Source organism: Candidatus Magasanikbacteria bacterium, from assembly GCA_021648085.1.
In the GTDB taxonomy this organism is placed as follows: Bacteria; Patescibacteriota; Patescibacteriia; order Magasanikbacterales; family UBA922; genus JAKITS01.
This window is the reverse complement of the sequence record JAKITS010000001.1, coordinates 301176-324610: the sequence shown is the minus strand read 5'-3', so window position 1 is coordinate 324610 and position 23435 is coordinate 301176. Positions and strand designations below refer to the sequence as shown.

The following is a 23435-nucleotide window of genomic DNA, read 5'->3' as shown; positions in this document are numbered from 1 at the left end:
TTATGAAAAAGGTAATGGTTTTTGGCACTTTTGATCTGATACATTTTGGACATTTGAAAATGCTTCAACAAGCAAAAAAACTAGGAAATTATTTAATTGTAGTTATAGCAAGAGACAAAAATGTAGAAAAAATAAAAAAATCTAGATGTTTCCATACAGAAAACGAAAGAAAAGAAATAATGGAAAATATAAAATTGGTTGATAAGGTTGTATTTGGAAGTAAAAAATATGTTTATAAAGTGATATTAGAACAAAAACCTAATATCATTGCACTAGGTTATGACCAAAAAATGTTTGTGAATAACTTAGAAGGTTATCTTGAAAAAGAAAGTATAAATAGTAAAATTGTTAGACTAAAATCTTTCAAAGAAAAGCGACTAAAAACACATCTTATAAAAAAATATGGTAACAAAACTTCTAATTGCAACAACAAATAAAAATAAAATTGAAGAAATTAAAAAAGAGTTTGAAAACTTCGAATATTTTGATTTTATTTTTCTCGATGATTTGAATTTTGAAATAGAAGACCCAGAAGAAACAGAAGAGACATTGGAAGGAAATTCATTACTTAAAGCAAAGTATTATGCAGAAAAAACAGGATTGAATACTTTGGCAGATGACAGTGGACTTTTTGTAAATGATTTGGATGGTTGGCCTGGAGTGCATAGTGCTAGAGTTGCTGATTCACACAAAGAAAAGTGTGATCTTGTTTTAGAAAAACTTAAAGGAATAGACTTAAGCAAAAGAAACGCTAGTTTTAGAACTGTGATTACTTTTTACGATCCAAACACAAAAACTAGTAAATCTGTATTGGGGAAAGTAAATGGTTTAATTTCTGAAGAATATCCTGCTATAATAAAGACTGGTTTTGGATACGATCCTATATTTTTTGTGCCAAAGCTAAACAAAATATACGATGATCTCAGTTTGGAGGAAAAAAATGAAATAAGTCACCGCGGGCAAGCAATAAGAAAAATGAAAGAATATTTACAAACACAAATATGTTAGATATAAACTTTATTCGTAAAAATATAGATTTGATAAAACAAAATGTGAAAGATCGTTTTGTGGACTTGGATATAGATAGATTGCTAGATGTAGATAAAAAAAGAAGGGGCATTATAGTAAAATTAGAAGATAAAAGAGCTTCTAGAAATAAAGGTTCGAAGAGTAAACCAACACCAGAGGAAATTGAAGAATTAAAGAGGGTTGGTTTGGAGATTAAAGGACTAGAAACAGAATTAGAACTTGTTGACGTGGATTATTTTGATTTGTACAAAAGAGTCCCAAACTTAATTCATCCAAAAACTCCCAGAGGAGGGGAGGAAGATTTTAAAGTTTTGGAGATAAAAGGTGAAAAACCAAATTTTAGTTTTGACGCAAAAAATCACGATGAGTTGATGGAAAATTTGAATATGATAGATTTTGAGCGTGGAGCAAAAATTGCTGGATCAAAATGGTATTTTCTTAAAAATGATGCAGTTTTATTAGAAAGAGCTTTAATTTCATATGGTTTGGAAATTCTGCAAGATTATAATTTCGATTTAATGATTACACCAGACTTGGCAAAGACTGAAATTTTGGAGGGTGCTGGTTTTAATCCTCGTGGAGAAGAAGATCAAATTTATAAAATAGAAAATGAAGAGTTGAATTTAATTGGAACAGCAGAAATTCCTTTAGCAGGATATCACGCAAATGAAACTATAGATTTATCAAATGGCCCTATAAAATATGCTGGACTTTCTCATTGTTTCCGTAAAGAAGCTGGGGCTTACGGCAGAACAAGTAAAGGAATCTACCGAGTTCATCAATTTACAAAACTAGAAATGTTTGTATTTTGCAAACCAGAGGAAAGTGAAAAAATACATCAAGAATTATTAGAGATGGAGCAGAAAATATGTGATGGTTTGGAAATTCCATACAGAGTAATAGACATCCCAACTGGAGACTTAGGAGCACCAGCATACAGAAAATACGATATAGAAGCTTATATGAATATGGTAGGTGAAAACGGTGGTTATGGTGAAATTACAAGCGCTAGCAATTGCACAGACTATCAGGCTCGCAGACTAAATATAAAATACAAAAAAGAAGACGGATCGACAGAATTTGTACATACGCTAAACGGAACTGCAATAGTAGCATCAAGGTTTCCAATTGCAATCTTAGAAAACTTACAACAAGAAGACGGTAGTATATTGATTCCGAAAGTACTGCAAAAATATATAGGGAAAGAAAAAATTGAAAGAAAATAATTTTTGCTTTGTTATACAAAATAGTTTTAAAATTATAAAAACTTCATATGCAAACAATAATAACTTTTTTATTATTTTTTAGTGCCTTATTGGAATATGCTGAGCACACCTCAATTCTTCAGTTTGCCGATTACAGACTGGATAGAACAAAAGATTATTTCTTCTCCAGAGGTGGTATAAAATCATTTTCAAAACTTCATTTTTTTTGGAAGATTACGGCTCTTTTTTTAATTTTTAATCCAAACTTTTCTGAAAACATATTGCAAATAATTGCAATAATGCTAATAGTAGATATAGTTTATAGACTTATCTCTTTCTTAAGAAAAAGTCTACCGACCTTCACATTTAGATCGTTTTTAACTCTTCTATTGCCAACAATTGTTGAAACTATTGTTTTTATTTTTCTTTTAGGAAGCCCTTTAGCTTTAGTTATTTTACTTTTTAGACCGTTTATTTTTATCTTGACTTCTATTATTTTATGGCCATTTTCTGTTTTGTTAAAAAATTATTACATTAAAAAAGCAACAGAAAAAATGCGTAACTATAAAAGATTAAAAGTGGTTGGAATTACAGGAAGCTATGGAAAAACTACTGTAAAAGTATTTTTGTCTCAAATTCTAGAAAAAAAATTCAATGTAATTCATACGCCAAAAAATATAAATACAGAAATGGGAATAGCAAAATTTATATTACAAACAGATTTTAGTAGTTATGATATTTTTGTGGTAGAAATGGGATCTTACGGAAAAGGTGAAATAAAGATAATGACAAAAATAACAAAGCCAACTGTAGGCATATTAACAACAATAATAGAGCAACATTTGGTACTTTTTAAAACAATAAAAAATATACAACATGCAAAATTTGAACTATTACATGCCATACCAAAAAAGGGGATTTCAATTGCAAACATAGACAACGAATATATAAAAGAACTTTTACCAAAAGTGCGATCAAAAGTACGGACTTTTGGTGCAAACTTAGAAAACAAACCAAATTGTTTAATAAAAAAAGTTATTGAAACAGAAAAGGGGATAGAGATAAATTTTAAAATAAATAAAGAAAATTGGAAAATAACATCTCCAATTTTAGGAAAACACCAAGCTTACAATTTAGGTGCGTCTATTTTGGCTGCGGTTTCATTTGGAGTTGATAAAAAAAATATTATTGAAGCTTGTAGTAAAATAACCGTACCGGATAGAACTATGAAGTTAATGAGGTATGGAAAATCTATAATCATAGACGATAGCTATAATTCAAACCCAGTAGGCTTTAAAACAGCACTAAAAACACTGGAAATTTTTAATAACTCTTATACCAAAATAGTTATTGCAAAAGGAATGTTTGAGCTTGGAAGAAAGACAAAAGAAAAACACAAAGAAGTTGGTGAATATATGACTAAATATGCAGATAAAATTATTCTCACAACAAAAAAACCGGCACATCTTTTTGAGGCTGGCATAAATGAAAAAGAGGTTAAAATGTATTATAAACTAGACAAGAAAAAACTTACAAGGTATATAAAAAAATTAAAACAAAATAAAAATGTTATTTTACTTGAACATAGATTACCAGAAGAAGTCTATAAAGAAATCTTAGCTGACAAAGATATAAAAAAATACACCTAACAACTTCTATTATTAAATTCAATAACTTCAGAATATGGTAGCTCAAAAAAAACGGAAGATCTATAAATTTAATAATAAAAAAAATAGTAGTTCTAATCCGTTTAAACAGAAAAAAAAAGAAAATTCTATTCCACAAAAAATAGGGTTCTTAATTATAGTACTCAGTATAGTTTTTACTTTTAAACTACTTTTTTTCCACTCTTTTTTTCAAGTAAGGTTTATCCATATTGTAGGACTGGAACGCATAGAAGAAAAAGAAATTCAAGAAACTGTGGATGCAATAATGAATTATGACAAATTTTTTGTAATTCCAGCAAAAAATTATTTTCTTATAAATGTACGCGAAATAAGAGATATTTTAACAAATAAATTTCCGATAAAATCTATTGTGGTTGAGAAAAATTTTCCAAATAAAATATTTATAAGAATAGAAGAAAAAATATCTACTATTATTTATGATAACGGTTTAAACTACTCATTTATAGGACTGGACGGTGTTGTAGTAGATAAGATAAGGCAGGTTGGGGAAGATGAGTGGTTAATAACCACAGAGACTACAAGCTCTACGAATGAGCTTGGAGAAGAGACTGTGGAAGAACTTGAGATAAATAGAGAGCATATTTTGAGTAAAAAAGAAATAATAGATGAAATGGGAGATTATCCAATAATATATGATAAGAGGGGAGTAGATTCAAATATAAATCAAAAAGTACTTAAAAAAGAAACGGTGCGCGGTGTTATAGCGTGGTATGATCTTTTATACGAATATTCTGGTATAACATTAGAATATGTTGAAATTGAAAATGAATTGGGAAATATTGTTATAAAAACAGGGGAAGGTTGGAGGCTGTATGCTTCTTTGGTGCGTGATATAAATACTCAATACAATCAACTAGTTGTACTATTAGACAAAGAAATAAAAAACCATACAGAAGGTTTGGAATATATAGACCTGAGGTATAAAGGAAGAGCATACTGGAAGTAAAAAAGAGAGGTATGTATAAAAAAATAAAACATACAAATCTTTCTTTCCCCCCAGAAGAAGACTTAAGAAGCTCAAAACAAAGAAAGATAGAGTGTCGCACAATGTATATTATACGACACTCTATAATACACCTCTTCAGAGTATGGGTGTAAATATTCATCTTTATTTAAAACTTTCTTTTCTAGAACAAGAATATAAAAGTCATTTAACAATATTGTAAATAAAAAAATATTTTTTTATTTACAATTAAGGCAGTTTTATATAGAAATAAGTTTATTATTTATATATTTTATATTTTTTACTAGTAAATAAACTAAAAAATACACCACCCAACTTCCCCCAACAGCTAAACTATTTTTTATTGTACGACGCTATACATTTTGTATACAAAAAAAACCCAGACTTTTACTTATCTGGGTTTTGCTTTTATACTTTAGTGTAAATAAAGATTTCTTTTCCAAAAAAGAAATCCCCTTCAAACCATAACCTCTCCCCCTTTTCTCTTACACTGCCTCCACATATTTTTATCAAAAAACATAATGGAGTTTTATTTAAAAGTTCTCCGCTTCTTATCACCCTACGCGTCATTAAGTTATTTTCTTTTATGTCTAAAACCTTAAAAGATCCAGCACCATACCTTTTTTCAGCCCATTCTTTGAAATTATCTGCCCAATCAATAGTATATCCAACTTTAACTTCTGATATAGTTAGAAGTTGTTTTTTATTTCGTTTAAATAATCTTTTTATAATAAAAAATTTATAACTAATAACAGTAAGTAAATTCAAAAAGAACTTTTTTATCATCTCCTCTTTCCTCCTTGTTTAGTGTGGCAAATAAGCCAACGGATTTACAGGAATACCATTTTTTCGCAATTCAAAGTGTAGGTGAGGTCCAGTTACAAAAGGTCCGGCACCATTTGTACCTGGTGTTCCTCCAGAATAGCCTATTATGTCCCCTTTTGCAACAAACTGATCTACATTTACTGATATACTACTAGGATGACCATACACAGTAGTAAAGCCTCCGGAGTGAATAATCATAATATAACTATAACAAGTAGATGCGTAACACCTTCTGGCTTTTGCTACATACCCAGCTGCAGCAGCCTTAAGTGGTGTACCTTGGCTTGCTCTAATATCTATAGCATTATGCTCAAAAACATGTCGGTATGGATAGTCTGGATCATGAAAATAAGAGGTGACATACCTACTGGGAACTGGCCATGACAACATAAAATTACCTCCTGTATTTATATTTTCCAGTTTATTTCCTCCTTCCAATTTTTTACGCATTTGCTCTTCAATTCCTTGTATCTCACCTTCTATTTGCTCGTATTGACTTCTTAGGTTGCCGACCAAGGTTTTAAATGTTCTTTCAGACGCTTTTGTTTGAACAAGTAATGTCTCTTTATTAAACACATTCTCTTCCAAATCTTTCTTTTTTTCTTGTAATTTATCGTTTAACTTTAAATAGCTATCTTTTTTGGTTTCTCTTTCGTCTTTTTTTTCATCTAATTGTACTTTTGCAACTTTTAATGAATAGACGCTTTGCCCCAAACCTTCTTCTACTGTTTCTAGATACTGCAAACCATTGTAAAACTCTGAAAAAGAATTGTAAGTAGCCAAAACTTCTATAAAATTTCTATCTTTATTTTGATGGAGGGTTCGTATAAGCTCTGCGATCATAATTTTTTGCCTATCCATTACCTCTTTATTTTCATAAATTGACAACTCTAACTGTTCTATTTCTAAATTTAAAACATCTAATTTTTCTTTTGTAAACTCTATGTCTAACTCTACTTGAGCCACCCTATTATCCAAAATAGACATCTGGTTTGAAAGTGAAATAGCTTCTAATCTTTTTGACTTTATTTTATTTTTATAATTTGCAATACTTTTTTCTATTTGTTTTATCTTATCTTGCTTTTCTTTTATTCGTTGGTTTAACATTTCAACTTCTGCTGAAACCACCTCTTCCTGCATATTCTCTGATTCTTCTTCTTGTGAAAATACAAAAATAGGCAAAGCTATCAAGCCAACCAAAAAAATAAATAAAAATATAAGTCCTTTTCTCATACGATAAATTATAACATATCCACAAGAGAAAATTCAAGTAATTTAAAGCTTCCACAATTTATGTTATAATGTAGTTAATATAAATTTTATGCATAAAAAGAAAAAAATTTTAATCACAGAAGACCACAAACCACTCGCAAAAGCATTGGCGTTAAAACTAAAAAAATCTGGATTTGAACCTGTAATAGCTTACGATGGCGCGGAAGCGTTGAAAGATCTAAAAAAAGGAAAGTATGACCTAATGATTTTAGATTTAATTTTACCCAAAATCGATGGTTTTACTGTTTTAGAAAAAATGAAAAAACGCCATGTACATGTTCCTGTTTTGGTATCCACAAACTTAAGCCAAACTGAAGACGAAAAAAAAGTAAAAGGATACAAAAGTGTAAAAGGGTATTTTATAAAAACAGATGTCTCACTACTAGACCTTGTAAAAGAAGTAAAAAAATACGTAAAATAATTAAATAAAACTTGTCTGTCTAAATTATGCCTTTTGATAATAAACAAATAGCTCAAATTTTACTTGCTGGAGATTATATTACAAAAAAAGAACTGTCCCAAGCAAGAAGAATTATTAAACATCAGCACGCAAAACTAGAAGATTATCTACTTTCTAGAAATTTATTGAGTAAAGATCTCCTAGGTCAAGCAATAGCAGAATTTTATAAAACCTCCTACATAAACTTAGGTGCCTCTGTTCCATCAAAAGAAATTGTTCTTAAACTTTCAGAAAAAATAGCTGTAAAATTTAATGCTATTTTATTTAAAAAAGAAAAAGGGCTAGTTGTGGTTACCACAGACAATCCCAAAAAACATGGGCTTAAGTCTGCCATAAAACGAGAATTCAAGGGTAAAAAAATAAAAATAGCCTTTTCATTACCAGAAGATATAGAGGGAATTTTACTATATTACAAAAAAAAATTAATCACCAGATTTAGTAAGATTATCAAAGAAGGTGTAACGGTGGCTCCAGATATATTAAATGAAATTTTTCACGATGCTGTACTTTTTGGAGCGTCCGATGTCCATTTTGAGCCAGAAGAAAAAGATGTGGTAGTGAGATTTCGTATAGATGGTGTACTTAAAGAGGCTGGTAACATACCAAAACAATTTTATAGTAATGTTTTAAACAGAATAAAAATTTTAGCAAGATTAAGGATAGACGAGCACCAAACAATCCAAGATGGTGGTATAAATGTAGAAACTGGTGGAGAAACTGTAAATATGCGTATTTCTATTATCCCAACAATAAGAGGAGAGAAAATTGCTGCTAGAATTTTATCTCACTATGTAAAAGGTTTTACTTTTGAAGATTTGGGAATATCACAAGAAAATCAAGAGATTATAGAAAAAAATGCTAAAAAACCTTTTGGTATGATTTTAGTAACAGGCCCAACAGGTTCAGGTAAAACAACTACTCTTTACTCCATTTTAAAATATATAAATACTCCAGAAATTAACATTACGACTATTGAAGATCCTGTTGAGTATAGAATTCCAGGAATTAATCAGATTCAGGTAAACGAAGGGAAGAAAATAACCTTCTCAAAAGGTTTGCGCTCTATTGTTCGTCAAGACCCAGATGTTGTTCTTGTTGGAGAAATCCGTGATAAAGAAACTGTTGACATAGCACTAAATGCTGCACTTACAGGACACCTTCTTTTATCTACTTTTCATGCAAACAATGCCGCCTCTTCCCTACCTCGTATGACTTTTATGGGTGCTGAGACTTTTCTTTTATCATCCACACTGGAACTTATAATTTCTCAAAGGCTTGTAAGGCGAATTTGTCAGCAGTGCAAGGTTAGTTTTACAGCTTCACACTCTTATATCAAAAAAGAACTTCCCCACTCTCACAAGATACATTTTCCAGAAAAAAGCGTTCGCCTGTACAAAGGAAAGGGTGAGGATAGATATGGAAAAACTTGTGCAACCTGTTCCGGTATTGGCTACAGTGGTCGTGTTGGTATTTATGAATTTTTAGAGATAGATAGAGAATTAAAAAGTTTAATCCTAGAAAAACCATCGGCACAGCACATATGGAGGATAGCGAGGGAGAAGGGTACTAAAAGCCTTATGGAAGATGGTATTATTAAAGTACGTCAAGGTGTGACAACACTAGAAGAAGTAATGCGGGTTGCTGGGGTAAATGAACAACTTACAAACAAAAAACATTATGAAAAAAAAAGTAAAAAGAAAAAGTAAAAAGAAATATAATAAAAAAAGTATAAAAAGAAAGTTATTTCTAACTAGAATTTTGATATCTAAAAAAGAAAAAAATATATTTATCGAGAACTTTTCTTTATTATATGGCTCTGGGATGGGTATTAGTAAAATATTATCTATTCTTAAAAAAGAAAGTAAAACTTGGGCAATGAAATTTGCCATTACCTACATTTCCAGAAATGTTGATGCAGGTGAATCGCTGTGGAAAACTTTTCAAAAAACAAACATACTTTCAGAATATTTTATATCTTTGGTAAAAATGGGAGAAGAGAGCGGGACAATGGCAGAAAACCTTAATTTAATTTTAGAACAACAAAGAAAAGAACAAGTCTATAATTCAAAAATTAGATCTGCAATGTTGTATCCAAGTTTTGTTATTTCACTTACACTAGTAATTGGTCTTGGAACAGCTTTTTTTGTACTTCCGAGGCTTACTGGTATTTTTACATCGTTGGGTGTAGAGCTACCTCTTGCTACTAGAATTCTTATTGGTTTTTCAAATTTTATAACAGAAAAAGGATCTATTTTTTTCCCAATATTAATAATTACTATTTTATTATTATTTTTCTTTTTGTTTATATATAAAAAAACGAACTTTGTTGGTTTTTGGATGTTGTTTAAAACACCTGGAATTTCCAAACTTATTCAATATGTAGAGTTAGCAAGAATGGGCTATTTTCTTGGAACACTATTAGAAGCTAGTGTTCCAATCTTAAAATCATTAGACTCACTATCAGAGGCTAGTAAATTTAACTTATATTCAAAATTTTATAAAAAACTTCATGACAATGTAAAAAATGGTCTGTCTATAGAAGAGAGTTTCAAAAAATACAAATATTCAAAAAAATTAATACCAGTATCAGTTCAAGCTCTTATTATAGCCGGAGAACAGTCTGGTAAACTAGGTTCCAGTCTTATTCAAATAGGTAAAAAATTTGACGCAAAAATAGAAACAACAACAAAAAATCTAAGTGTAATGCTCGAACCAATTTTGTTAGTTATAGTATGGATGGGTGTTCTTTTGGTAGCTTTGGCTGTAATACTACCAATCTACAATTTGGTTGCTGGAGTTGGGTCTCAAAATAAAAAACAAAATCAGCCAACTTCCCCACCACCAATAAGTACACAGACAGATATTATTGAAACAATGCCTACAGAAACATCGACAACGAGTGAGTCTACAACAAACATAAAACCTAAAAATCTTTTAGAGATTCTCCCTACGGGTACTGGGTTTTTAAATGTGCGTAGTACTCCATCTTTAAACGGTGGTTTGATCGAAAAAGTTGAGCCCACCGATACTTATATTTATTCTGAAACAGAAAATGGATGGTATAAAATAACATTAGATAGTGGTGAAACTGGATGGGTATTAGGTACTTATATAACCATTTTAGAGTAATCTTATGTATATTTCTATCTGTAAAACTAAAGGTTTTACTTTGTTGGAAATGGTTTTAGTAATATCGCTACTTGGAATTATAATAGCTGTGTCTGCACCAATATACTCTGTTTTTCAAACAAAAAATGATGTCGATTTAGCCTCTGAAATGCTTAAAACAAGTCTTTACAGGGCACAGATTTTATCTAGAAATATGATAGAAGACGATAATTGGAGTGTTCATATAGAGAATGAAGATATTACTGTATTTAAAGGTACAGACTACCCCACAAGAGACCTTTCTTTTGAAGAAATAACAAAGATGTCTGCGAGGGTTATAGTAAGTGGAACAACAGATATTATATTTAGTAAGTTCACAGGAGATCCACAAAATATAGCAAATATAGAGTTAACAATAGACAATGAAACAAAAACAATCACAATTAATGAAAAAGGTGTTCAAGGAAATTAAAGGATTTTCACTTGTTGAAATTATTCTTTCCGGAGCATTATTTATAATGCTTGTTACTACAATGGCCGGTTCCTTGATTTACACAAAAGATACAACTGTAAATAGTGGTGATAGAGGGCGTGCTACGCTTTTAGCAGAAGAAGCTGTTGAAGCATTGAGAAACATAAAAGATGATGATTTTACATTATTAACAGACGGAACACATGGATTAGGACTGGTATCAAACCAGTGGGATTTAACAGGAACACCGGATGTAACAGATAATTTTTTTACAAGAACTATAGATATTAGCAGTATAGATACAAATAGAAAATCTGCAACAACTACAATTACATGGAATCCGCGAGAAAATACAACATCTTCTTATCAGCTTGGAATACGTCTTACAAATTGGCGCCCACCCGGATCTGGAAGTACTGATACAGAATCCAGTTATTTAACTATAGACACTGCAAACACATACCTAACAAATGCAAACAAAAGAATATACGGCACAACCTTACAAAATACTTCTTCCACAGGACCTATAACTATCACTTCAATGGTCGTAAGCTGGACTGGTGGAGATCCTGCAGCACTTTTAGATCGAATAGACATAGCAGGAAATACTGTTTGGAGTCCAAATATTGTCTCTGGTGCTACTGCTGATATTACTGATACCGTTCTGACTAGTGGGGCAAATCCAGATGAACTTAGACTACGATTCACAAAAGATATGAGCGGGACTGTTGTAACTGTAGAATTTACAATGTTAGATGGATCTACAAAGACAATGGTCGTATCGTTTGTTTTGTCAGGAGATGAGGCTAGTTATTTATCTGTAAACACATCTACAACATATTTATCTAATGGGAATAAGCGTATATATGGAACAGAGCTAAGTAATACAGCTCCTTTTGGAGATATCACAGTAGCTTCAATGGTCGTAAGCTGGACCGGTGGTATAGGAGGTACACTTTTGGACAGAATTAAAATAGGTGGAAATACAGTTTGGAATCCAAATATTGTCTCTGGTGCTACTGCTGATATTACTGATACCGTTCTGACTAGTGGGGCAAATCCAGATGAACTTAGACTGCACTTCACAGAAGATATGAGCGGGACTGTTGTAACTGTAGAATTTACAATGTTAGATGGATCTACAAAGACAATGGTCGTATCGTTTGTTTTGTCAGAAAATGAAGCTTACTACTTAACAATGGATAGTAGTGGGGCGTACACTCACAAAGGTGACAAAAGAGTTTCTGGAAATTATTTATCAAGTTTGGCGCCTTTTGGTGATATTACAATAGTAGAAATGACTATCACATGGACAGGTGGAGATCCAGCAGCACTTTTAGATAAAATAAGAATTGGCGGAACAAATGTGTGGAATCCGAACGTGTCCTCTGGTACACAAGTTGACATTACGGATTATGCAATAGCCCCTACAGATAATAAACAATTAAGACTTTATTTCACAAAAAGTATGATTGGGACAGTAATTACAATAGATTTTTTGATGCTGGACGGTTCAATTTATACTCCTACCCCACTCTCTTTTTAGTCTATGAAAAAAATTATAAAAAATAAAAAAGGATTTTCACTTGTTGAATTAATATTATATATTTCTATATTGGTATTTTTTTTAGGAAGTATGTTTTTGTTTGTTACAATGGTAATGGAATCTAAAGCAAAAAATCAAACAATAAACGAAGTAGAAAGACAAGGAGAATTTATAGCAAGAACAATAATAAAATCTATAAGAAAAGCCAGCTCTATAAACTCCCCATCAGCTGGATCTAGTAGCAGTAACCTTTCTTTGGTTATGAGTAATGTCACAAAAAATCCAACGACCTTTACACTTACTAATACAGATTTATTCATTACAGAAGGTGTGCAAACACCAATTATACTAAATAATAATCTTATTGATATTACAAATATAGTATTTAGAAATGTTACAAGAGCTTCTACAACTGGTATTATTAGAGTTGAGATAACAATAGCACATAAAAATCCAGCAAATCAAAACGAATTTAAATATGAAAAAACATTTTATGGATCAGCAACTGTTAGACGATAAAGGATTTGTAGCACTTATAAGTGTTTTGACATTGGGGGCGGTCAGTCTATCTATAGTATTGACTATGTTATTTCTTGGAACAGATTATTTAAGGACAGATGCAGACACACTAAAATTTAGCCAGGCAAAATATGCTGCAGAAATATGCGCAGAAGAAGCACTCCAAAGAATAAATGAATCCGAGTTATATTCTGGAACAGATACAATATTTTTAGATGATGGACAGTGCACAATGGAAATAATTATTACAACATCTACAGCAACTACCCAGGGAGATTTTAATAATGTTGATATATCTGGACTTACTTATACAGGAGGTGGTGATGATATAGAAGGGATTACTTTGCAAAACACTTCAACAACAGCTGATATAACTATTACAGGAATGACCGTGAGTTGGACCGGAGGAGACCCTGGAAACAAAATAAAAAAAATTAGAATAGATGGCGATAAAATTTGGGACAAAAAGAAAACATCAGGTACTTTTTTAGATGTGACGGATTATATACTGCTATCTGGCGGATCGCAACTAGACTTAAAACTTGAATTTGATAAACAAATTCAAGGTGGAACCGTTACGGTTATATTTACAATGAGCGATGGATCTACCACAACATCAGAAGTTACAGGAGGTGGAACCATCTCAAACGACCAAAATAGAGAAATAAAAACAACAGGAACAGTTGGAAATTCCACAAGAAAGATAGAAATTATAATAGACCAAATAACGCCTAATATAAATCTAGTTTCTTGGGATGAAGTTGCAGATTTTTAAATTAAAATATTATGAAAAATCAAAAAGGATTCACAATGATAGAACTTTTACTTACAATATCAATTATTGCTATTTTGTATGCTATGGTTGTATTTATAATAGATCCTGAAACACGCTTTCAAGAAACAAGAAATGCAGAAAGGAGTGTAGAAATACACACAATTTTAAATGCAATTCATCAATATCGAGTAGATAACAATGGAAACCTACCAACCACAATTACACAAACTCAAACTGAAATTTGTAAGACAAATGCTTTAGATTGCACAGGATTAATTGATCTGTCTATTTTAACTACAAACGAAGAATATTTAGTAGACATACCGCTTGACCCAAGTGGTGTCTGCGACCCAAATGGAGTATGTTATGAAATTAAAAAATCAGGAAATTCTGGTAGAATAACTGTGATTGCTCCAGACGCAGAAGCTGGAGAGACTATATCGGTAAAAAGATAAATAAAAAATAGCCTCTATTATGAGGCTATTTTTTATTCATAGTAATACACCGAGGCTTGCCTCGGTGTGGAAACAATTAAAACAAAAAACCCCAGGGATGATTTATTTTATAACTTTTCCATTATCATCTAATATCTGAATACAGCCCATTGGGCAAGCTTCAGCAGCTAATTTATTTTTTTCTAATTCAAAATCTTCGACTTCTAAAATCTGATTACTATTTTTCCCCGTTGATCTTTTTAGAATTGCCTTACCATCCTCCCCTATTTTCCAATAATCTGGCGCATACTCAATACAAGAATTACAGCCAATACAATTTTCTTTATTTTGTATAATTTTGGACATATTTTCTATCTCTTATTACAAATAACTTATCATTTTTTCTTACTCTTTCTGAAACCTTGAAAGTAATTATATCACCTTTTTTAGATTTATTAAATTTTTCTCCTTCAACCCTCAGCCCCGCTACTTTTTCTTTAAGAATTCCCGTTGTTGGACCCGTAATACAGACCTCTTCACCTTCTAGTACATCTTTTGTCTCCAGTTTAATTTCTGCAATTCCAACTTTTGGATAATAGTGAACTACTCTTCCAACAAATAATCTTTCTTTTGTAGACTGTGAACCATATGAAGCGCTCCATTCTTCTTGTTTTTTTCCAAGATAATACCCACCATACCAAAAACCACGATTGAATACTTTTTTCAATTCATCTATCCATTTTATAATTTTTTCTTTTGTAAAGTCTCCTTCCAGATAACTATCTGATGCCTCTCTGTAAACTTTTGTAGTTGTGTAAACATAATCTGCAGACCTTCCTCTTCCCTCTATTTTTAGCACACAGACACCTGCCTCCAAAATCTTATCGATATACCCAACTGTACACAAATCTTTGGGCGACATCACAAATTTATTGTCTATTACCAATTCATTTCCAGTGTCTTCTTCTATTACTCTATAGGTTCTGCGACAATTTTGTAGACACGCACCCCTATTTGCAGAAGAATTGTGTGTTGCCAGACTCATATAGCATTTTCCTGAAATTGCAACACAAAGTGCTCCGTGTACAAAAATCTCAATTCTTAGTAATTCTCCACTTTTACCTAAAATATTTTCATTTTTTATAGTTTCGCAAATATCTTTAATTTGTCCAAAAGTCAATTCGCGTGCCAAAACAACAACATCTGAAAATTTTGAGTAAAACTTTACAGCTTCTATATTTGAAACATTTGCCTGTGTAGAAATGTGAACCTGCAAATCAATAGAATTTGCGTATTGAATAGCTGAGATATCTGCTGCGATTATTGCTGTAATTCCAGCTTTTTTTGCAGAATCACAAACCTTTTTCATTTGTTTTAAATCATGATTATACAAAACTATATTTACTGTTAAATAAGTTTTTACACTGTTTTCATTACAAATTTTTACTATTTTTTCTAAATCTTCTATTGTAAAATTTACCGCTGCGCGAGCACGCATATTTAGTTTGTCTATTCCAAAATAAACAGAATTTGCGCCTGCTTTTATTGCCGAATACAAACTCTCAAAAGAGCCCGCTGGTGACATTATTTCTATTTCTCTTTTTTTCATAAAAATATTTATTTCAAGTAATAATAACAAAAAAATATAAAAAAATCAAGTCTAAAATAAAAAACCTCTAATTAAAGAGGTTTATGGGTCTAATTTGGTTGCAGTCCTTTAAGATCTGCAAACAAGGGACATTTTTCACAATTATTTTCAGTATCTTCATCTTTTACAATAAAACCCCACGCAATAACTGCTGCTGCGTCTTCCAGCATTTGCATTTCAAAATCTGAACTTTCTGGTAGTTCAAGTGTTATCTTAGAATTAAAATAATTACGGAGTGCTTCACTAAATTGTTCTTTGTTTTTATATTTACAAGAAATAAATTCACAACAAAAATCAAAATCTTGTTTAGAAAATAAATAAAAAAAATAATACTTATTATCAAAACCTACAAAAACAACAAAACCATTACGCTGATCTTTTTCTTGCTCATACGAAAAAGGAAATTCTCTAATATTAATGTAGATGCTTTCTTCTTCGCTCATCTTTCCTCCTATTGAAAAGAACACCTGAAACAATCTTACCAAAAAATAAATTAAAAATCAAAAAAAAGCTCTAAATTGATTAGAGCTTTTAGTTTTAATTTAATACTGGCTTTTCTGTTTTATTAGGATAATCACCTGCTAATCTCCAAATTAATGTCATTGTCGTTTTTGCACTTGCACCACTTAAGATTCCCAGGATATTTATAGAATCACTATTTGGTAGTGAACACAACCTCTTCTTTAAAACTGTTTTGTCAAAGATAGAAAGTTCAGAATCACTAAAAGAATTTAAAACAGAATTTCCCTGTAAAGAAGAATAAATAAAAAATAATTTAATATCATTTTTATCTTCAAAATAAAGAACCAGACATAGAACTTTACTACTGCTATCAAAGCCTTCACATCTTAAAAATACACCAGATACATTGTACACTTCATACCTCCTTTTTGAAAAGACCATATAGAAAGATTAGCTTTAAAAAGTAAGATTGTCAAGTTAAAAATTATGTTATACTAAATATTTATAATAAAATTTAGTAAAAATATGAAATCCGATAAAAAAAGAATATTCGTAGATTTGGAATATGTCTATCCCGGAATGACTCGAGAAAGTGGAAGACCCACAGAAAAAGAACAAAGACAAGTAACACAAATAGCAGCTATTTTGGTAAATTCAAAAACAAACGAAGAGTTAGGTTTTTTTGATATATTAGTAAAACCTCCTTTTACAAAAATTCTACCAGAATTTTCAACAGAACTAACAGGAATAACACAAAAACAAATGGATAAAAAAGGGATAAATTTTAAAGAAGCTTTAGAAAAATTTTATAATTTTTGTGGAGATAATACTATTTGGACTTTCAATGCTGATTTTGGAGTATTTTTGCAAAATTGCAATTACCACAACATATCTTTTCTTTATAAAAATAGACCTTTTATAAAAGTAAAACAAAAACTCCCCTTTTGGGGAGTTGATCCAGATAAATATTCTAGCGGAACACTTTATAAAGCCGTAGGATTAAAAATGGACGGTCACACACACAATGCTTTACACGATGTGCGTAGTATGTCTGCGGCCGTCCATAAATTTGAACAAACTATCGGTTTTGCGCCATCAAAATAGGAGAAAAAATTGGATATCTCAAGTGTGAATTAAATATATGAGAGCAATCTCTAAATTGAACTCGTTCCATTTTATACCTCTCTACAAAAACCCGTTTAAATCTTCTTACCAAATTAGTAGTATCGTTATCTTTATCATGCCAAACAGAAAATTTTGGTGAAATTATATTATGATATATTCCAGGATAAAACCTTCCATTTATTATGGAATACCCCTCGACAAAAGTTATAAAACCGCTTTTTATTTTTTGATTTTCTAATTTTAAAATAGGTTTACTTTTTATTATTTTACTAAACCCAAATCTATCACCAAAAAATATTTTATTTTTAGCTTTATAGTCTGAAACATAAAGACTAATATCTTCACTTCTTAGTAATTGAGCTTCAAACGGTTTGCCGATAATTGATTTTAGTGTATCGATTGTTATAAAATGAATACTTATATAAAAATCTGTATCCACAATATCAAACTTTTGACTAAAAACAACAGCATCCATTTTTTTATATAATTCCTGAAATACACCCAATCTTCTTTTAAACTGATGTTTAGCTTTTTTGTAAAACAGAGCTGTTTTGTAAAATTTTCTATTTTTAATAATATCATTAAAATCTTTTACAATAACAATAACATCCAAATCTGAACTACTTGAATTTCCTACTGCAGACCGAACATTTAAAAATGGGCCATACCCCAAAGATCCTCCCAAAATTATTGCTTGCACATTTTGGTCACCAACAAAAATTCTACCAAACTCTTCCATTTTTTTGTATCTAAGTAGGGTTGCTCGAACACTTTCACTGAAACTTGGCTGTCTTTTTCCTATTAAAATCAAATTAGATTCTCTCAAAAAACCTGGTAAACTAACTTTCTCCAAAACATCTCCAACTTTCATATTAAATCCAGAAAAATTAAAACCCCTATCTGTGTGCTCCAAATAACATCTTTCCAAAAAATAAGCCAATCTCGCATGTACAAGCCTACTCGTAAAAGTTAATTCTGGTAATTCAGAAACTTCTTCGAGAAATCTCTTGAAATATACAGGCCAATAAGTAAAATGATTTTGTATATCCGAAAATACAAAATCAAAATCATTCTCAAATCTTTTACACCTAAGACACTCCGCAATGCAATTTTTCCTAGTTTCTTTATTTAATATTTTTTCAAGAACTTTTGAAGTTTCTTCTGTCGTAAATAACCCTCTATTTAAAAGGTCTAAAACAAAACAGAAAGCATGTTTATAGTCTGTTTCCATTTTTTTCTCCTATAAGTTGTAAGGTACTGTGATGAATTCTATATTTTAAAAAAACTTCTGTCAAATAAAAAAACCGACTTATTAAAAGTCGGTTTAAAATATAAAACTACCAATCTAAACCTGGATCCATAAAATCAATTTCCCTGCCTTGCAATTTGGGAATAATTTCCCAAACAGAAGACCGCAGTAAATCATGTTGTTCTTTTAAATATTTCTTTTTACACAAAGCAAACACATCATTATCTGTCATAAGAGCCAAAGCTATCGCGGGATCAACCGTACCTAAAAGAGGATTGCCAAGTAAAAAGTCATAAACTTTTGCTAAATTATCCCTTACACCTTTAAAATTAGATTTACCATATTTTTTTCATACATAGTTTTTTTATACGATTAAATTTAGCTCCAGCATCACTATCGATAAAGGAAATCGTATTTTTTTCTACGGATTCGTTGCACAAACCAATAATACAGGTTTTCATCCTTTCTCTTTGGTTATTTCCAAACCAATTCATAAGTATTTGCAATTCTGGAAAATCAGCAATATCCAAAAGTTTTAACCTAAAAAATATATCATTTATATCCGACCATGTGTAAGCTATTTTATCCCCCAACATCAACAAATTATCTTCTAATGATGCTTTTAAATCTGAAACAACATCTCCACCACCTCTAGAATGATTCTTCATCCCAGACAAAGTTTGGTGTGTGAGCCCTAAACCACTCCCAGTTCTTTCAATAAATTGGGCAATCACAACGCTAAAAATATTATGCCTAAATTTTTTACCTGTCACTTCTGCCAAAAAACTTTCTCCAGCATGACCAAATGGTGTATGCCCAATATCATGACCAATAGCAGAAGCAGAACATAATTCGTGGTTCAGCCCTAAAATTCTAGCAGGTTTAACCACAAAATACCTAACTTCTAAAGTGGGGTAAGCCGAGTCCGCACATGTGGATTCCCAGGAGCTGTCACAACTTGAGTTTTCAATCCTAATCTACGAATCCCTTTACTCTCGCTAAGTTCTACTTCATCTATTTCAAAAGGTCCCACATGTTCATCCCAAAAATAATCATCATATTTTCTTTTTGGCACTCTTCTTCTTGCGTCCTCATTGCGCACAGCTCTGTCTCCAAAAAAACCAACTGCTTTTGGATTCAATTCTAAACGAACAGCCATTTTACCCTCCTTTTGAGTGAGTAATTATATTAGCACAACACTAACACCAAACAAAATAAAAATACAAAATTATAAAAATATGTTATAATATTTCTATAATTTTTTAGACTAAACTATGAAAGACATACGCGAAATCTTTGAACGAATAAAAGAAACACAGAGAAAACAAAAAGACATAAAATCTGCATATAGAGATGCCTTGGAAGCCTCTTCACAATACAAAGAAATTGCAGATAAACTAAGTGTTTTGAAAGAAAAAAAGAAAAGCATAGAAAATCAAATAAAAGCCGACTTCAGTTCAGAATTCGGTCAGTTAGACAATCTAAAAGAAGACTTAATGAATGATAAGCAAATGTTAAGCGATATTGCACTTACAACTCTGATGAAAGGAAAACCAATAGAACTAAAAGATGAATATGGCAACGACTACGAACCAATATTCAGTGTAAAATTCCAAAAAATATAACAATTATAAAAACTCCTATTAAACTTTAGGAGTTTTTTGATATAAAAAATATGTCTTTTTGATATTCTTTGATACAATAAATTCTATGAATAAAAAAGAAATACAAAAATCACTGAAACACAATTTTGGATTTAGCAAATTTCGCTCTACTCAAAAAGAAATTATAGATACAGTTCTCGCAAAACAAGATTGTCTAGTTCTAATGCCTACTGGTGGTGGAAAATCTTTGTGCTACCAACTTCCTGCTACTATTTTGCCCGGAATCACTATCGTGGTTTCCCCTCTTATTGCACTTATGAAAGATCAAGTTGAGAGTTTGGTTGGTAGTGGAATTCGTGCAAATTTTTTGAATAGTTCGCTAGAAAATGAAGAAGCTTTAGATGTGGAAAAGGCTGTGAGAAACGGCGAAATTAAACTTTTGTATGTTTCTCCAGAAAAACTAGTATCACCTTATTTTCAAAATTTTCTACAAGAAATAAATGTTAGTTTATTTGCAATAGACGAGGCTCACTGTATTTCTTCTTGGGGTCATGATTTCCGCAAAGAATATACAAAACTTTCATATTTAAAATCTCATTTTCCAAATATTCCTATTATTGCTCTTACAGCTACTGCAGACAAACTTACTCGCAAAGATATTTTGACTCAACTATCCCTAAATAAACCAAAAGTTTTTATCTCTTCTTTCGATAGACCAAATCTTCATCTTTCTGTATTGCCAGCCAGAAAAAGAATGCAAAAAATATTAGAGTTTGTAAAAGCGCGAAAAGACGAATGTGGAATTATATATTGTTTAAGTAGAAAACAAACTGAAAAAACTGCAATAGAATTGCAAAAATATGGAATAAATGCGGAGTATTACCATGCTGGTGTAAACTCTTATGATCGCTCGAAAAAACAAGAAGATTTTATTTATGGACGCACAGACATAATAGTTGCAACCATTGCTTTTGGAATGGGGATAGATAAGTCAAATGTACGGTTTGTAATTCATTACAACTTACCCAAAAATATAGAAGGATACTATCAAGAAATTGGACGAGCTGGAAGAGATGGAATGCCGAGTGAAGTAGTTTTATTTTACACTTTTGCAGATGTTGTCCTACTTAAAAGATTTGCTACAGAAAGTGGTCAACCTCAGCTTCAACTTGCAAAATTAAATAGAATGCAACAGTTTGCAGACTCACTAATTTGTCGTCGTAGAACATTACTTGCCTATTTCAATGAACATTTGGATAAAAATTGTGATAATTGTGATGTTTGCGACAATCCACCAGAAATTTTTGATGGCACAGAGATTTCTCGCAAAGCACTTTCTGCAATTTATAGATTGAAATCCAATGTTGGAATACAGATGCTGATAGACGTTTTGCGGGGTTCTAGAAGATTTGACTTGGTTGCACAAGGTTTGGATAAAATAAAGACGTACGGCGCAGGCAAAGACATCTCACAAGAAAACTGGCACCACTATCTACTCCAAATGCTCAACTTAGGTTTGATAGATGTGGCATACGACAATAATAATAAACTAAGTATCTCAGAAGTTGGAAAAGAAGTTTTGCTTGGCAAAAAACAAGTTAAATTCGTTACACTAGAATCTATACAGCAGCGTGCCAAAAAACAAACCAAAGAAAAAGTGCAAACAAAAAGAGAAACTGCCGAAGAAAAACTTTTTCATCTCCTTCGCGAACTTCGTAGAGGTATTTCTAAACAAAAAGATATCCCGCCATATATAGTTTTCAATGATAAAACTTTGGACGAAATGACACAAAATATGCCAATCACAGAAAAAGAAATGAAAAAAATTACAGGAGTTGGTGATAAAAAATTTGTATCTTACGGACAACAATTTATAGATGAAATTACAAAATTTATAAAATCCTGCGACACAAAAGAAACTAAATTTAAAGGCAGTACACAACAAGTAACCTTCTCCCATTATCGCCAAGGTGCTCCAGTTGCTCAAATTGCAAGAGAAAGAAAACTAAAAACTCAAACTATTTATAACCACATAATACAACTATATGAAGAAGGCTACGATATAAAAATATTTGATTTTATGACCAAATACGATTTAAAAGAAATTTTAGAAATGATAGATAAAAAAGGTGTACCCGTGATAATGAAACCTTTCCACAATAAATTCAAGGGGAAATTTACTTATGAACAGCTCAAATTTGGAATTGCTCACCACAAAAAAATAAATACTCAAAAAGGTGTTATACAGATTTAAAATAACAAACTCCTAGATTTTCTAGGAGTTTTTTATTTTAAAAAATTTACTACTCTACAACCTCTTCATTTACCTGTACATCTTCTTTATCCAAAACCATTTTCAATTCAAATTCTATTGTATCGTCTATTAGCTTATCCCCCAAATCATCAAAAAATTTATTTGAACCATAGCGAATTCCCCAAAGTGTTCTGTCAATTGCGAAATCAGATTTTATAATATACCTATCACCTTCTTTTACAATATGAGTAAACAAACCAATTTCACGCTCTACACCTTTTATTGTAAATTTTCCAATTGTACTATACATATTAACACCTTTTTCTTTTAAAACCTGATCTATTGTAAATGTTGCTTCTGGAAATTCAGCTGTATTAAAAAATTCTTCGTTTTTCAAATGGTCTACCAAACTTTTGTTTGATTCCTCATCTTCTATGTCATCTACTAAAATACTATTCATACCTATCTTAAACCAACCTCCTGCAAAAATACCATCTTTTTCTAAGATTATTCCTTCTTTTATTCCAACAGTTCCAGTGTGAGAACCTGCTAGCTTATATCCAGTCCAACGCAACTCTGAATTTTCAATATTTATAGAATATTCTTCATCCCACCAAATATCATCACTTTCATCTATAATGCTCACTCCAGAAATATCTGGACCAGCTGTCTCTTGAGTTAGCTCTGGCTCTGGTTTTTCATAATTTACAACCCAAAAACCAAGAGCTACCACAGCAATAGCAAAAACTCCTACCAATATAAACTTTGTTAAACTTTTTTCTTCCATATTCTTAAA

General features: G+C 31.2%; 27 protein-coding genes. 16 read left to right on the top strand and 11 right to left on the bottom strand.

The window, feature by feature from the left end; genetic code table 11:
- The first annotated feature begins 2 nt into the window (after nt 1-2).
- From L3J07_01615 to L3J07_01595, 5 genes are read left to right on the top strand one after another with little or no spacing between them, the layout of a single operon-like run.
- On the top strand, nt 3-437 hold the full coding sequence (locus L3J07_01615) for an FAD synthase (GenBank protein ID MCF6276527.1): 435 nt from the start codon (nt 3-5) through the stop codon (nt 435-437).
- Nucleotides 403-1008, top strand: coding sequence for an RdgB/HAM1 family non-canonical purine NTP pyrophosphatase (gene rdgB / locus L3J07_01610; protein ID MCF6276526.1), 606 nt, complete (start codon nt 403-405; stop codon nt 1006-1008). The genes L3J07_01615 and rdgB overlap by 35 nt, the downstream gene beginning before the upstream one ends.
- Entirely contained in the window at nt 1002-2255 is a 1254-nt protein-coding gene (gene serS, locus L3J07_01605) for a serine--tRNA ligase (GenBank protein MCF6276525.1), read from the top strand. Before rdgB ends, serS begins: the two co-directional genes overlap by 7 nt.
- A gap of 47 nt (nt 2256-2302) precedes the next feature.
- On the top strand, nt 2303-3883 hold the full coding sequence (locus L3J07_01600) for a UDP-N-acetylmuramoyl-tripeptide--D-alanyl-D-alanine ligase (protein ID MCF6276524.1): 1581 nt from the start codon (nt 2303-2305) through the stop codon (nt 3881-3883).
- 34 nt (nt 3884-3917) lie between these two features.
- Nucleotides 3918-4868, top strand: coding sequence for an FtsQ-type POTRA domain-containing protein (locus L3J07_01595; protein ID MCF6276523.1), 951 nt, complete (start codon nt 3918-3920; stop codon nt 4866-4868).
- A gap of 426 nt (nt 4869-5294) precedes the next feature.
- On the opposite strand, the gene L3J07_01590 is transcribed toward L3J07_01595, so the two are convergent.
- Both L3J07_01590 and L3J07_01585 read right to left on the bottom strand, forming a co-directional pair.
- Entirely contained in the window at nt 5295-5672 is a 378-nt protein-coding gene (locus tag L3J07_01590) for a hypothetical protein (GenBank protein MCF6276522.1), read from the bottom strand.
- Between the two features lie 18 nt (nt 5673-5690).
- Complete coding sequence (locus L3J07_01585; GenBank protein MCF6276521.1) at nt 5691-6944, bottom strand: peptidoglycan DD-metalloendopeptidase family protein; 1254 nt, start codon at nt 6942-6944, stop codon at nt 5691-5693.
- 88 nt (nt 6945-7032) lie between these two features.
- Between L3J07_01585 and L3J07_01580 the strand changes: the two genes are divergently transcribed.
- Genes L3J07_01580 through L3J07_01545 form a run of 8 tightly spaced genes read left to right on the top strand, consistent with a single transcriptional unit; the run spans nt 7033 to nt 14318 of the window.
- Nucleotides 7033-7404 carry a response regulator gene (locus tag L3J07_01580; GenBank protein ID MCF6276520.1) on the top strand — a complete coding sequence of 124 codons (372 nt, stop codon included), beginning with the start codon at nt 7033-7035 and terminating at the stop codon, nt 7402-7404.
- 26 nt (nt 7405-7430) lie between these two features.
- The gene (locus L3J07_01575; GenBank protein ID MCF6276519.1) at nt 7431-9149 is read left to right on the top strand and encodes a type II/IV secretion system protein; all 1719 of its coding nucleotides are present in this window, start codon (nt 7431-7433) and stop codon (nt 9147-9149) included.
- Nucleotides 9121-10572, top strand: coding sequence for a type II secretion system F family protein (locus tag L3J07_01570; protein MCF6276518.1), 1452 nt, complete (start codon nt 9121-9123; stop codon nt 10570-10572). Before L3J07_01575 ends, L3J07_01570 begins: the two co-directional genes overlap by 29 nt.
- Before the next feature lie 4 nt (nt 10573-10576).
- A complete protein-coding gene (locus L3J07_01565; GenBank protein MCF6276517.1) occupies nt 10577-11023 on the top strand; it encodes a type II secretion system GspH family protein in 447 nt (148 codons plus the stop codon).
- Entirely contained in the window at nt 10974-12569 is a 1596-nt protein-coding gene (locus L3J07_01560) for a hypothetical protein (GenBank protein MCF6276516.1), read from the top strand. Before L3J07_01565 ends, L3J07_01560 begins: the two co-directional genes overlap by 50 nt.
- 3 nt (nt 12570-12572) lie before the next feature.
- Nucleotides 12573-13088, top strand: coding sequence for a prepilin-type N-terminal cleavage/methylation domain-containing protein (locus tag L3J07_01555; protein ID MCF6276515.1), 516 nt, complete (start codon nt 12573-12575; stop codon nt 13086-13088).
- Nucleotides 13063-13863 carry a hypothetical protein gene (locus tag L3J07_01550; GenBank protein MCF6276514.1) on the top strand — a complete coding sequence of 267 codons (801 nt, stop codon included), beginning with the start codon at nt 13063-13065 and terminating at the stop codon, nt 13861-13863. The genes L3J07_01555 and L3J07_01550 overlap by 26 nt, the downstream gene beginning before the upstream one ends.
- A gap of 11 nt (nt 13864-13874) precedes the next feature.
- Nucleotides 13875-14318, top strand: a complete 444-nt coding sequence (locus L3J07_01545; GenBank protein MCF6276513.1) for a type II secretion system GspH family protein — start codon at nt 13875-13877, stop codon at nt 14316-14318.
- Between the two features lie 102 nt (nt 14319-14420).
- Here the strand turns inward: L3J07_01545 and L3J07_01540 are convergent, their stop codons facing one another.
- The 4 genes from L3J07_01540 to L3J07_01525 form a co-directional block, all read right to left on the bottom strand.
- The gene (locus tag L3J07_01540) at nt 14421-14663 is read right to left on the bottom strand and encodes a ferredoxin (GenBank protein MCF6276512.1); all 243 of its coding nucleotides are present in this window, start codon (nt 14661-14663) and stop codon (nt 14421-14423) included.
- Nucleotides 14641-15906, bottom strand: a complete 1266-nt coding sequence (locus L3J07_01535) for a U32 family peptidase (protein ID MCF6276511.1) — start codon at nt 15904-15906, stop codon at nt 14641-14643. The genes L3J07_01540 and L3J07_01535 overlap by 23 nt, the downstream gene beginning before the upstream one ends.
- Before the next feature lie 89 nt (nt 15907-15995).
- The gene (locus tag L3J07_01530; GenBank protein ID MCF6276510.1) at nt 15996-16388 is read right to left on the bottom strand and encodes a hypothetical protein; all 393 of its coding nucleotides are present in this window, start codon (nt 16386-16388) and stop codon (nt 15996-15998) included.
- 94 nt (nt 16389-16482) lie between these two features.
- On the bottom strand, nt 16483-16821 hold the full coding sequence (locus L3J07_01525; protein ID MCF6276509.1) for a hypothetical protein: 339 nt from the start codon (nt 16819-16821) through the stop codon (nt 16483-16485).
- 111 nt (nt 16822-16932) lie between these two features.
- On the opposite strand from L3J07_01525, the gene L3J07_01520 reads away from it, so the two are divergent.
- A complete protein-coding gene (locus L3J07_01520) occupies nt 16933-17511 on the top strand; it encodes an exonuclease domain-containing protein (protein ID MCF6276508.1) in 579 nt (192 codons plus the stop codon).
- Here the strand turns inward: L3J07_01520 and L3J07_01515 are convergent.
- From L3J07_01515 to L3J07_01500, 4 genes are all read right to left on the bottom strand, one after another.
- Nucleotides 17486-18763: a hypothetical protein gene (locus tag L3J07_01515; GenBank protein MCF6276507.1), complete on the bottom strand. Its 1278-nt coding sequence runs from the start codon at nt 18761-18763 to the stop codon at nt 17486-17488. The two genes, L3J07_01520 and L3J07_01515, sit on opposite strands and share 26 nt — an antisense overlap.
- A 106-nt stretch (nt 18764-18869) precedes the next feature.
- Nucleotides 18870-19013, bottom strand: coding sequence for a hypothetical protein (locus L3J07_01510; GenBank protein MCF6276506.1), 144 nt, complete (start codon nt 19011-19013; stop codon nt 18870-18872).
- Between the two features lie 103 nt (nt 19014-19116).
- Nucleotides 19117-19671, bottom strand: a complete 555-nt coding sequence (locus L3J07_01505) for an HD domain-containing protein (GenBank protein ID MCF6276505.1) — start codon at nt 19669-19671, stop codon at nt 19117-19119.
- 14 nt (nt 19672-19685) lie between these two features.
- The gene (locus tag L3J07_01500) at nt 19686-19940 is read right to left on the bottom strand and encodes a hypothetical protein (GenBank protein MCF6276504.1); all 255 of its coding nucleotides are present in this window, start codon (nt 19938-19940) and stop codon (nt 19686-19688) included.
- Between the two features lie 115 nt (nt 19941-20055).
- Between L3J07_01500 and L3J07_01495 the strand changes: the two genes are divergently transcribed.
- The gene (locus L3J07_01495) at nt 20056-20406 is read left to right on the top strand and encodes a hypothetical protein (GenBank protein ID MCF6276503.1); all 351 of its coding nucleotides are present in this window, start codon (nt 20056-20058) and stop codon (nt 20404-20406) included.
- Between the two features lie 85 nt (nt 20407-20491).
- The gene (recQ, locus tag L3J07_01490) at nt 20492-22639 is read left to right on the top strand and encodes a DNA helicase RecQ (GenBank protein ID MCF6276502.1); all 2148 of its coding nucleotides are present in this window, start codon (nt 20492-20494) and stop codon (nt 22637-22639) included.
- 49 nt (nt 22640-22688) lie between these two features.
- Here recQ and L3J07_01485 read toward each other — a convergent pair whose 3' ends face one another.
- Nucleotides 22689-23426: a YceI family protein gene (locus L3J07_01485; GenBank protein MCF6276501.1), complete on the bottom strand. Its 738-nt coding sequence runs from the start codon at nt 23424-23426 to the stop codon at nt 22689-22691.
- Nucleotides 23427-23435: the final 9 nt, after the last annotated feature.

What these genes read in the sequence shown, in the direction of transcription:
- L3J07_01585 (MCF6276521.1), bottom strand. Translation starts at nt 6,944, where the DNA reads ATGAGAAAAGGACTTATATTTTTATTTATTTTTTTGGTTGGCTTGATA.
- L3J07_01520 (MCF6276508.1), top strand. Translation starts at nt 16,933, where the DNA reads ATGAAATCCGATAAAAAAAGAATATTCGTAGATTTGGAATATGTCTAT.
- L3J07_01590 (MCF6276522.1), bottom strand. Translation starts at nt 5,672, where the DNA reads ATGATAAAAAAGTTCTTTTTGAATTTACTTACTGTTATTAGTTATAAA.
- L3J07_01540 (MCF6276512.1), bottom strand. Translation starts at nt 14,663, where the DNA reads ATGTCCAAAATTATACAAAATAAAGAAAATTGTATTGGCTGTAATTCT.
- L3J07_01545 (MCF6276513.1), top strand. Translation starts at nt 13,875, where the DNA reads ATGAAAAATCAAAAAGGATTCACAATGATAGAACTTTTACTTACAATA.
- rdgB (MCF6276526.1), top strand. Translation starts at nt 403, where the DNA reads ATGGTAACAAAACTTCTAATTGCAACAACAAATAAAAATAAAATTGAA.
- L3J07_01515 (MCF6276507.1), bottom strand. Translation starts at nt 18,763, where the DNA reads ATGGAAACAGACTATAAACATGCTTTCTGTTTTGTTTTAGACCTTTTA.
- L3J07_01555 (MCF6276515.1), top strand. Translation starts at nt 12,573, where the DNA reads ATGAAAAAAATTATAAAAAATAAAAAAGGATTTTCACTTGTTGAATTA.
- L3J07_01560 (MCF6276516.1), top strand. Translation starts at nt 10,974, where the DNA reads ATGAAACAAAAACAATCACAATTAATGAAAAAGGTGTTCAAGGAAATT.
- L3J07_01570 (MCF6276518.1), top strand. Translation starts at nt 9,121, where the DNA reads ATGAAAAAAAAAGTAAAAAGAAAAAGTAAAAAGAAATATAATAAAAAA.
- L3J07_01575 (MCF6276519.1), top strand. Translation starts at nt 7,431, where the DNA reads ATGCCTTTTGATAATAAACAAATAGCTCAAATTTTACTTGCTGGAGAT.
- L3J07_01500 (MCF6276504.1), bottom strand. Translation starts at nt 19,940, where the DNA reads ATGGCTGTTCGTTTAGAATTGAATCCAAAAGCAGTTGGTTTTTTTGGA.
- L3J07_01510 (MCF6276506.1), bottom strand. Translation starts at nt 19,013, where the DNA reads ATGACAGATAATGATGTGTTTGCTTTGTGTAAAAAGAAATATTTAAAA.
- serS (MCF6276525.1), top strand. Translation starts at nt 1,002, where the DNA reads ATGTTAGATATAAACTTTATTCGTAAAAATATAGATTTGATAAAACAA.
- L3J07_01580 (MCF6276520.1), top strand. Translation starts at nt 7,033, where the DNA reads ATGCATAAAAAGAAAAAAATTTTAATCACAGAAGACCACAAACCACTC.
- L3J07_01485 (MCF6276501.1), bottom strand. Translation starts at nt 23,426, where the DNA reads ATGGAAGAAAAAAGTTTAACAAAGTTTATATTGGTAGGAGTTTTTGCT.
- L3J07_01530 (MCF6276510.1), bottom strand. Translation starts at nt 16,388, where the DNA reads ATGAGCGAAGAAGAAAGCATCTACATTAATATTAGAGAATTTCCTTTT.
- L3J07_01595 (MCF6276523.1), top strand. Translation starts at nt 3,918, where the DNA reads ATGGTAGCTCAAAAAAAACGGAAGATCTATAAATTTAATAATAAAAAA.
- L3J07_01550 (MCF6276514.1), top strand. Translation starts at nt 13,063, where the DNA reads ATGGATCAGCAACTGTTAGACGATAAAGGATTTGTAGCACTTATAAGT.
- L3J07_01600 (MCF6276524.1), top strand. Translation starts at nt 2,303, where the DNA reads ATGCAAACAATAATAACTTTTTTATTATTTTTTAGTGCCTTATTGGAA.
- L3J07_01615 (MCF6276527.1), top strand. Translation starts at nt 3, where the DNA reads ATGAAAAAGGTAATGGTTTTTGGCACTTTTGATCTGATACATTTTGGA.
- recQ (MCF6276502.1), top strand. Translation starts at nt 20,492, where the DNA reads ATGAATAAAAAAGAAATACAAAAATCACTGAAACACAATTTTGGATTT.
- L3J07_01565 (MCF6276517.1), top strand. Translation starts at nt 10,577, where the DNA reads ATGTATATTTCTATCTGTAAAACTAAAGGTTTTACTTTGTTGGAAATG.
- L3J07_01495 (MCF6276503.1), top strand. Translation starts at nt 20,056, where the DNA reads ATGAAAGACATACGCGAAATCTTTGAACGAATAAAAGAAACACAGAGA.
- L3J07_01535 (MCF6276511.1), bottom strand. Translation starts at nt 15,906, where the DNA reads ATGAAAAAAAGAGAAATAGAAATAATGTCACCAGCGGGCTCTTTTGAG.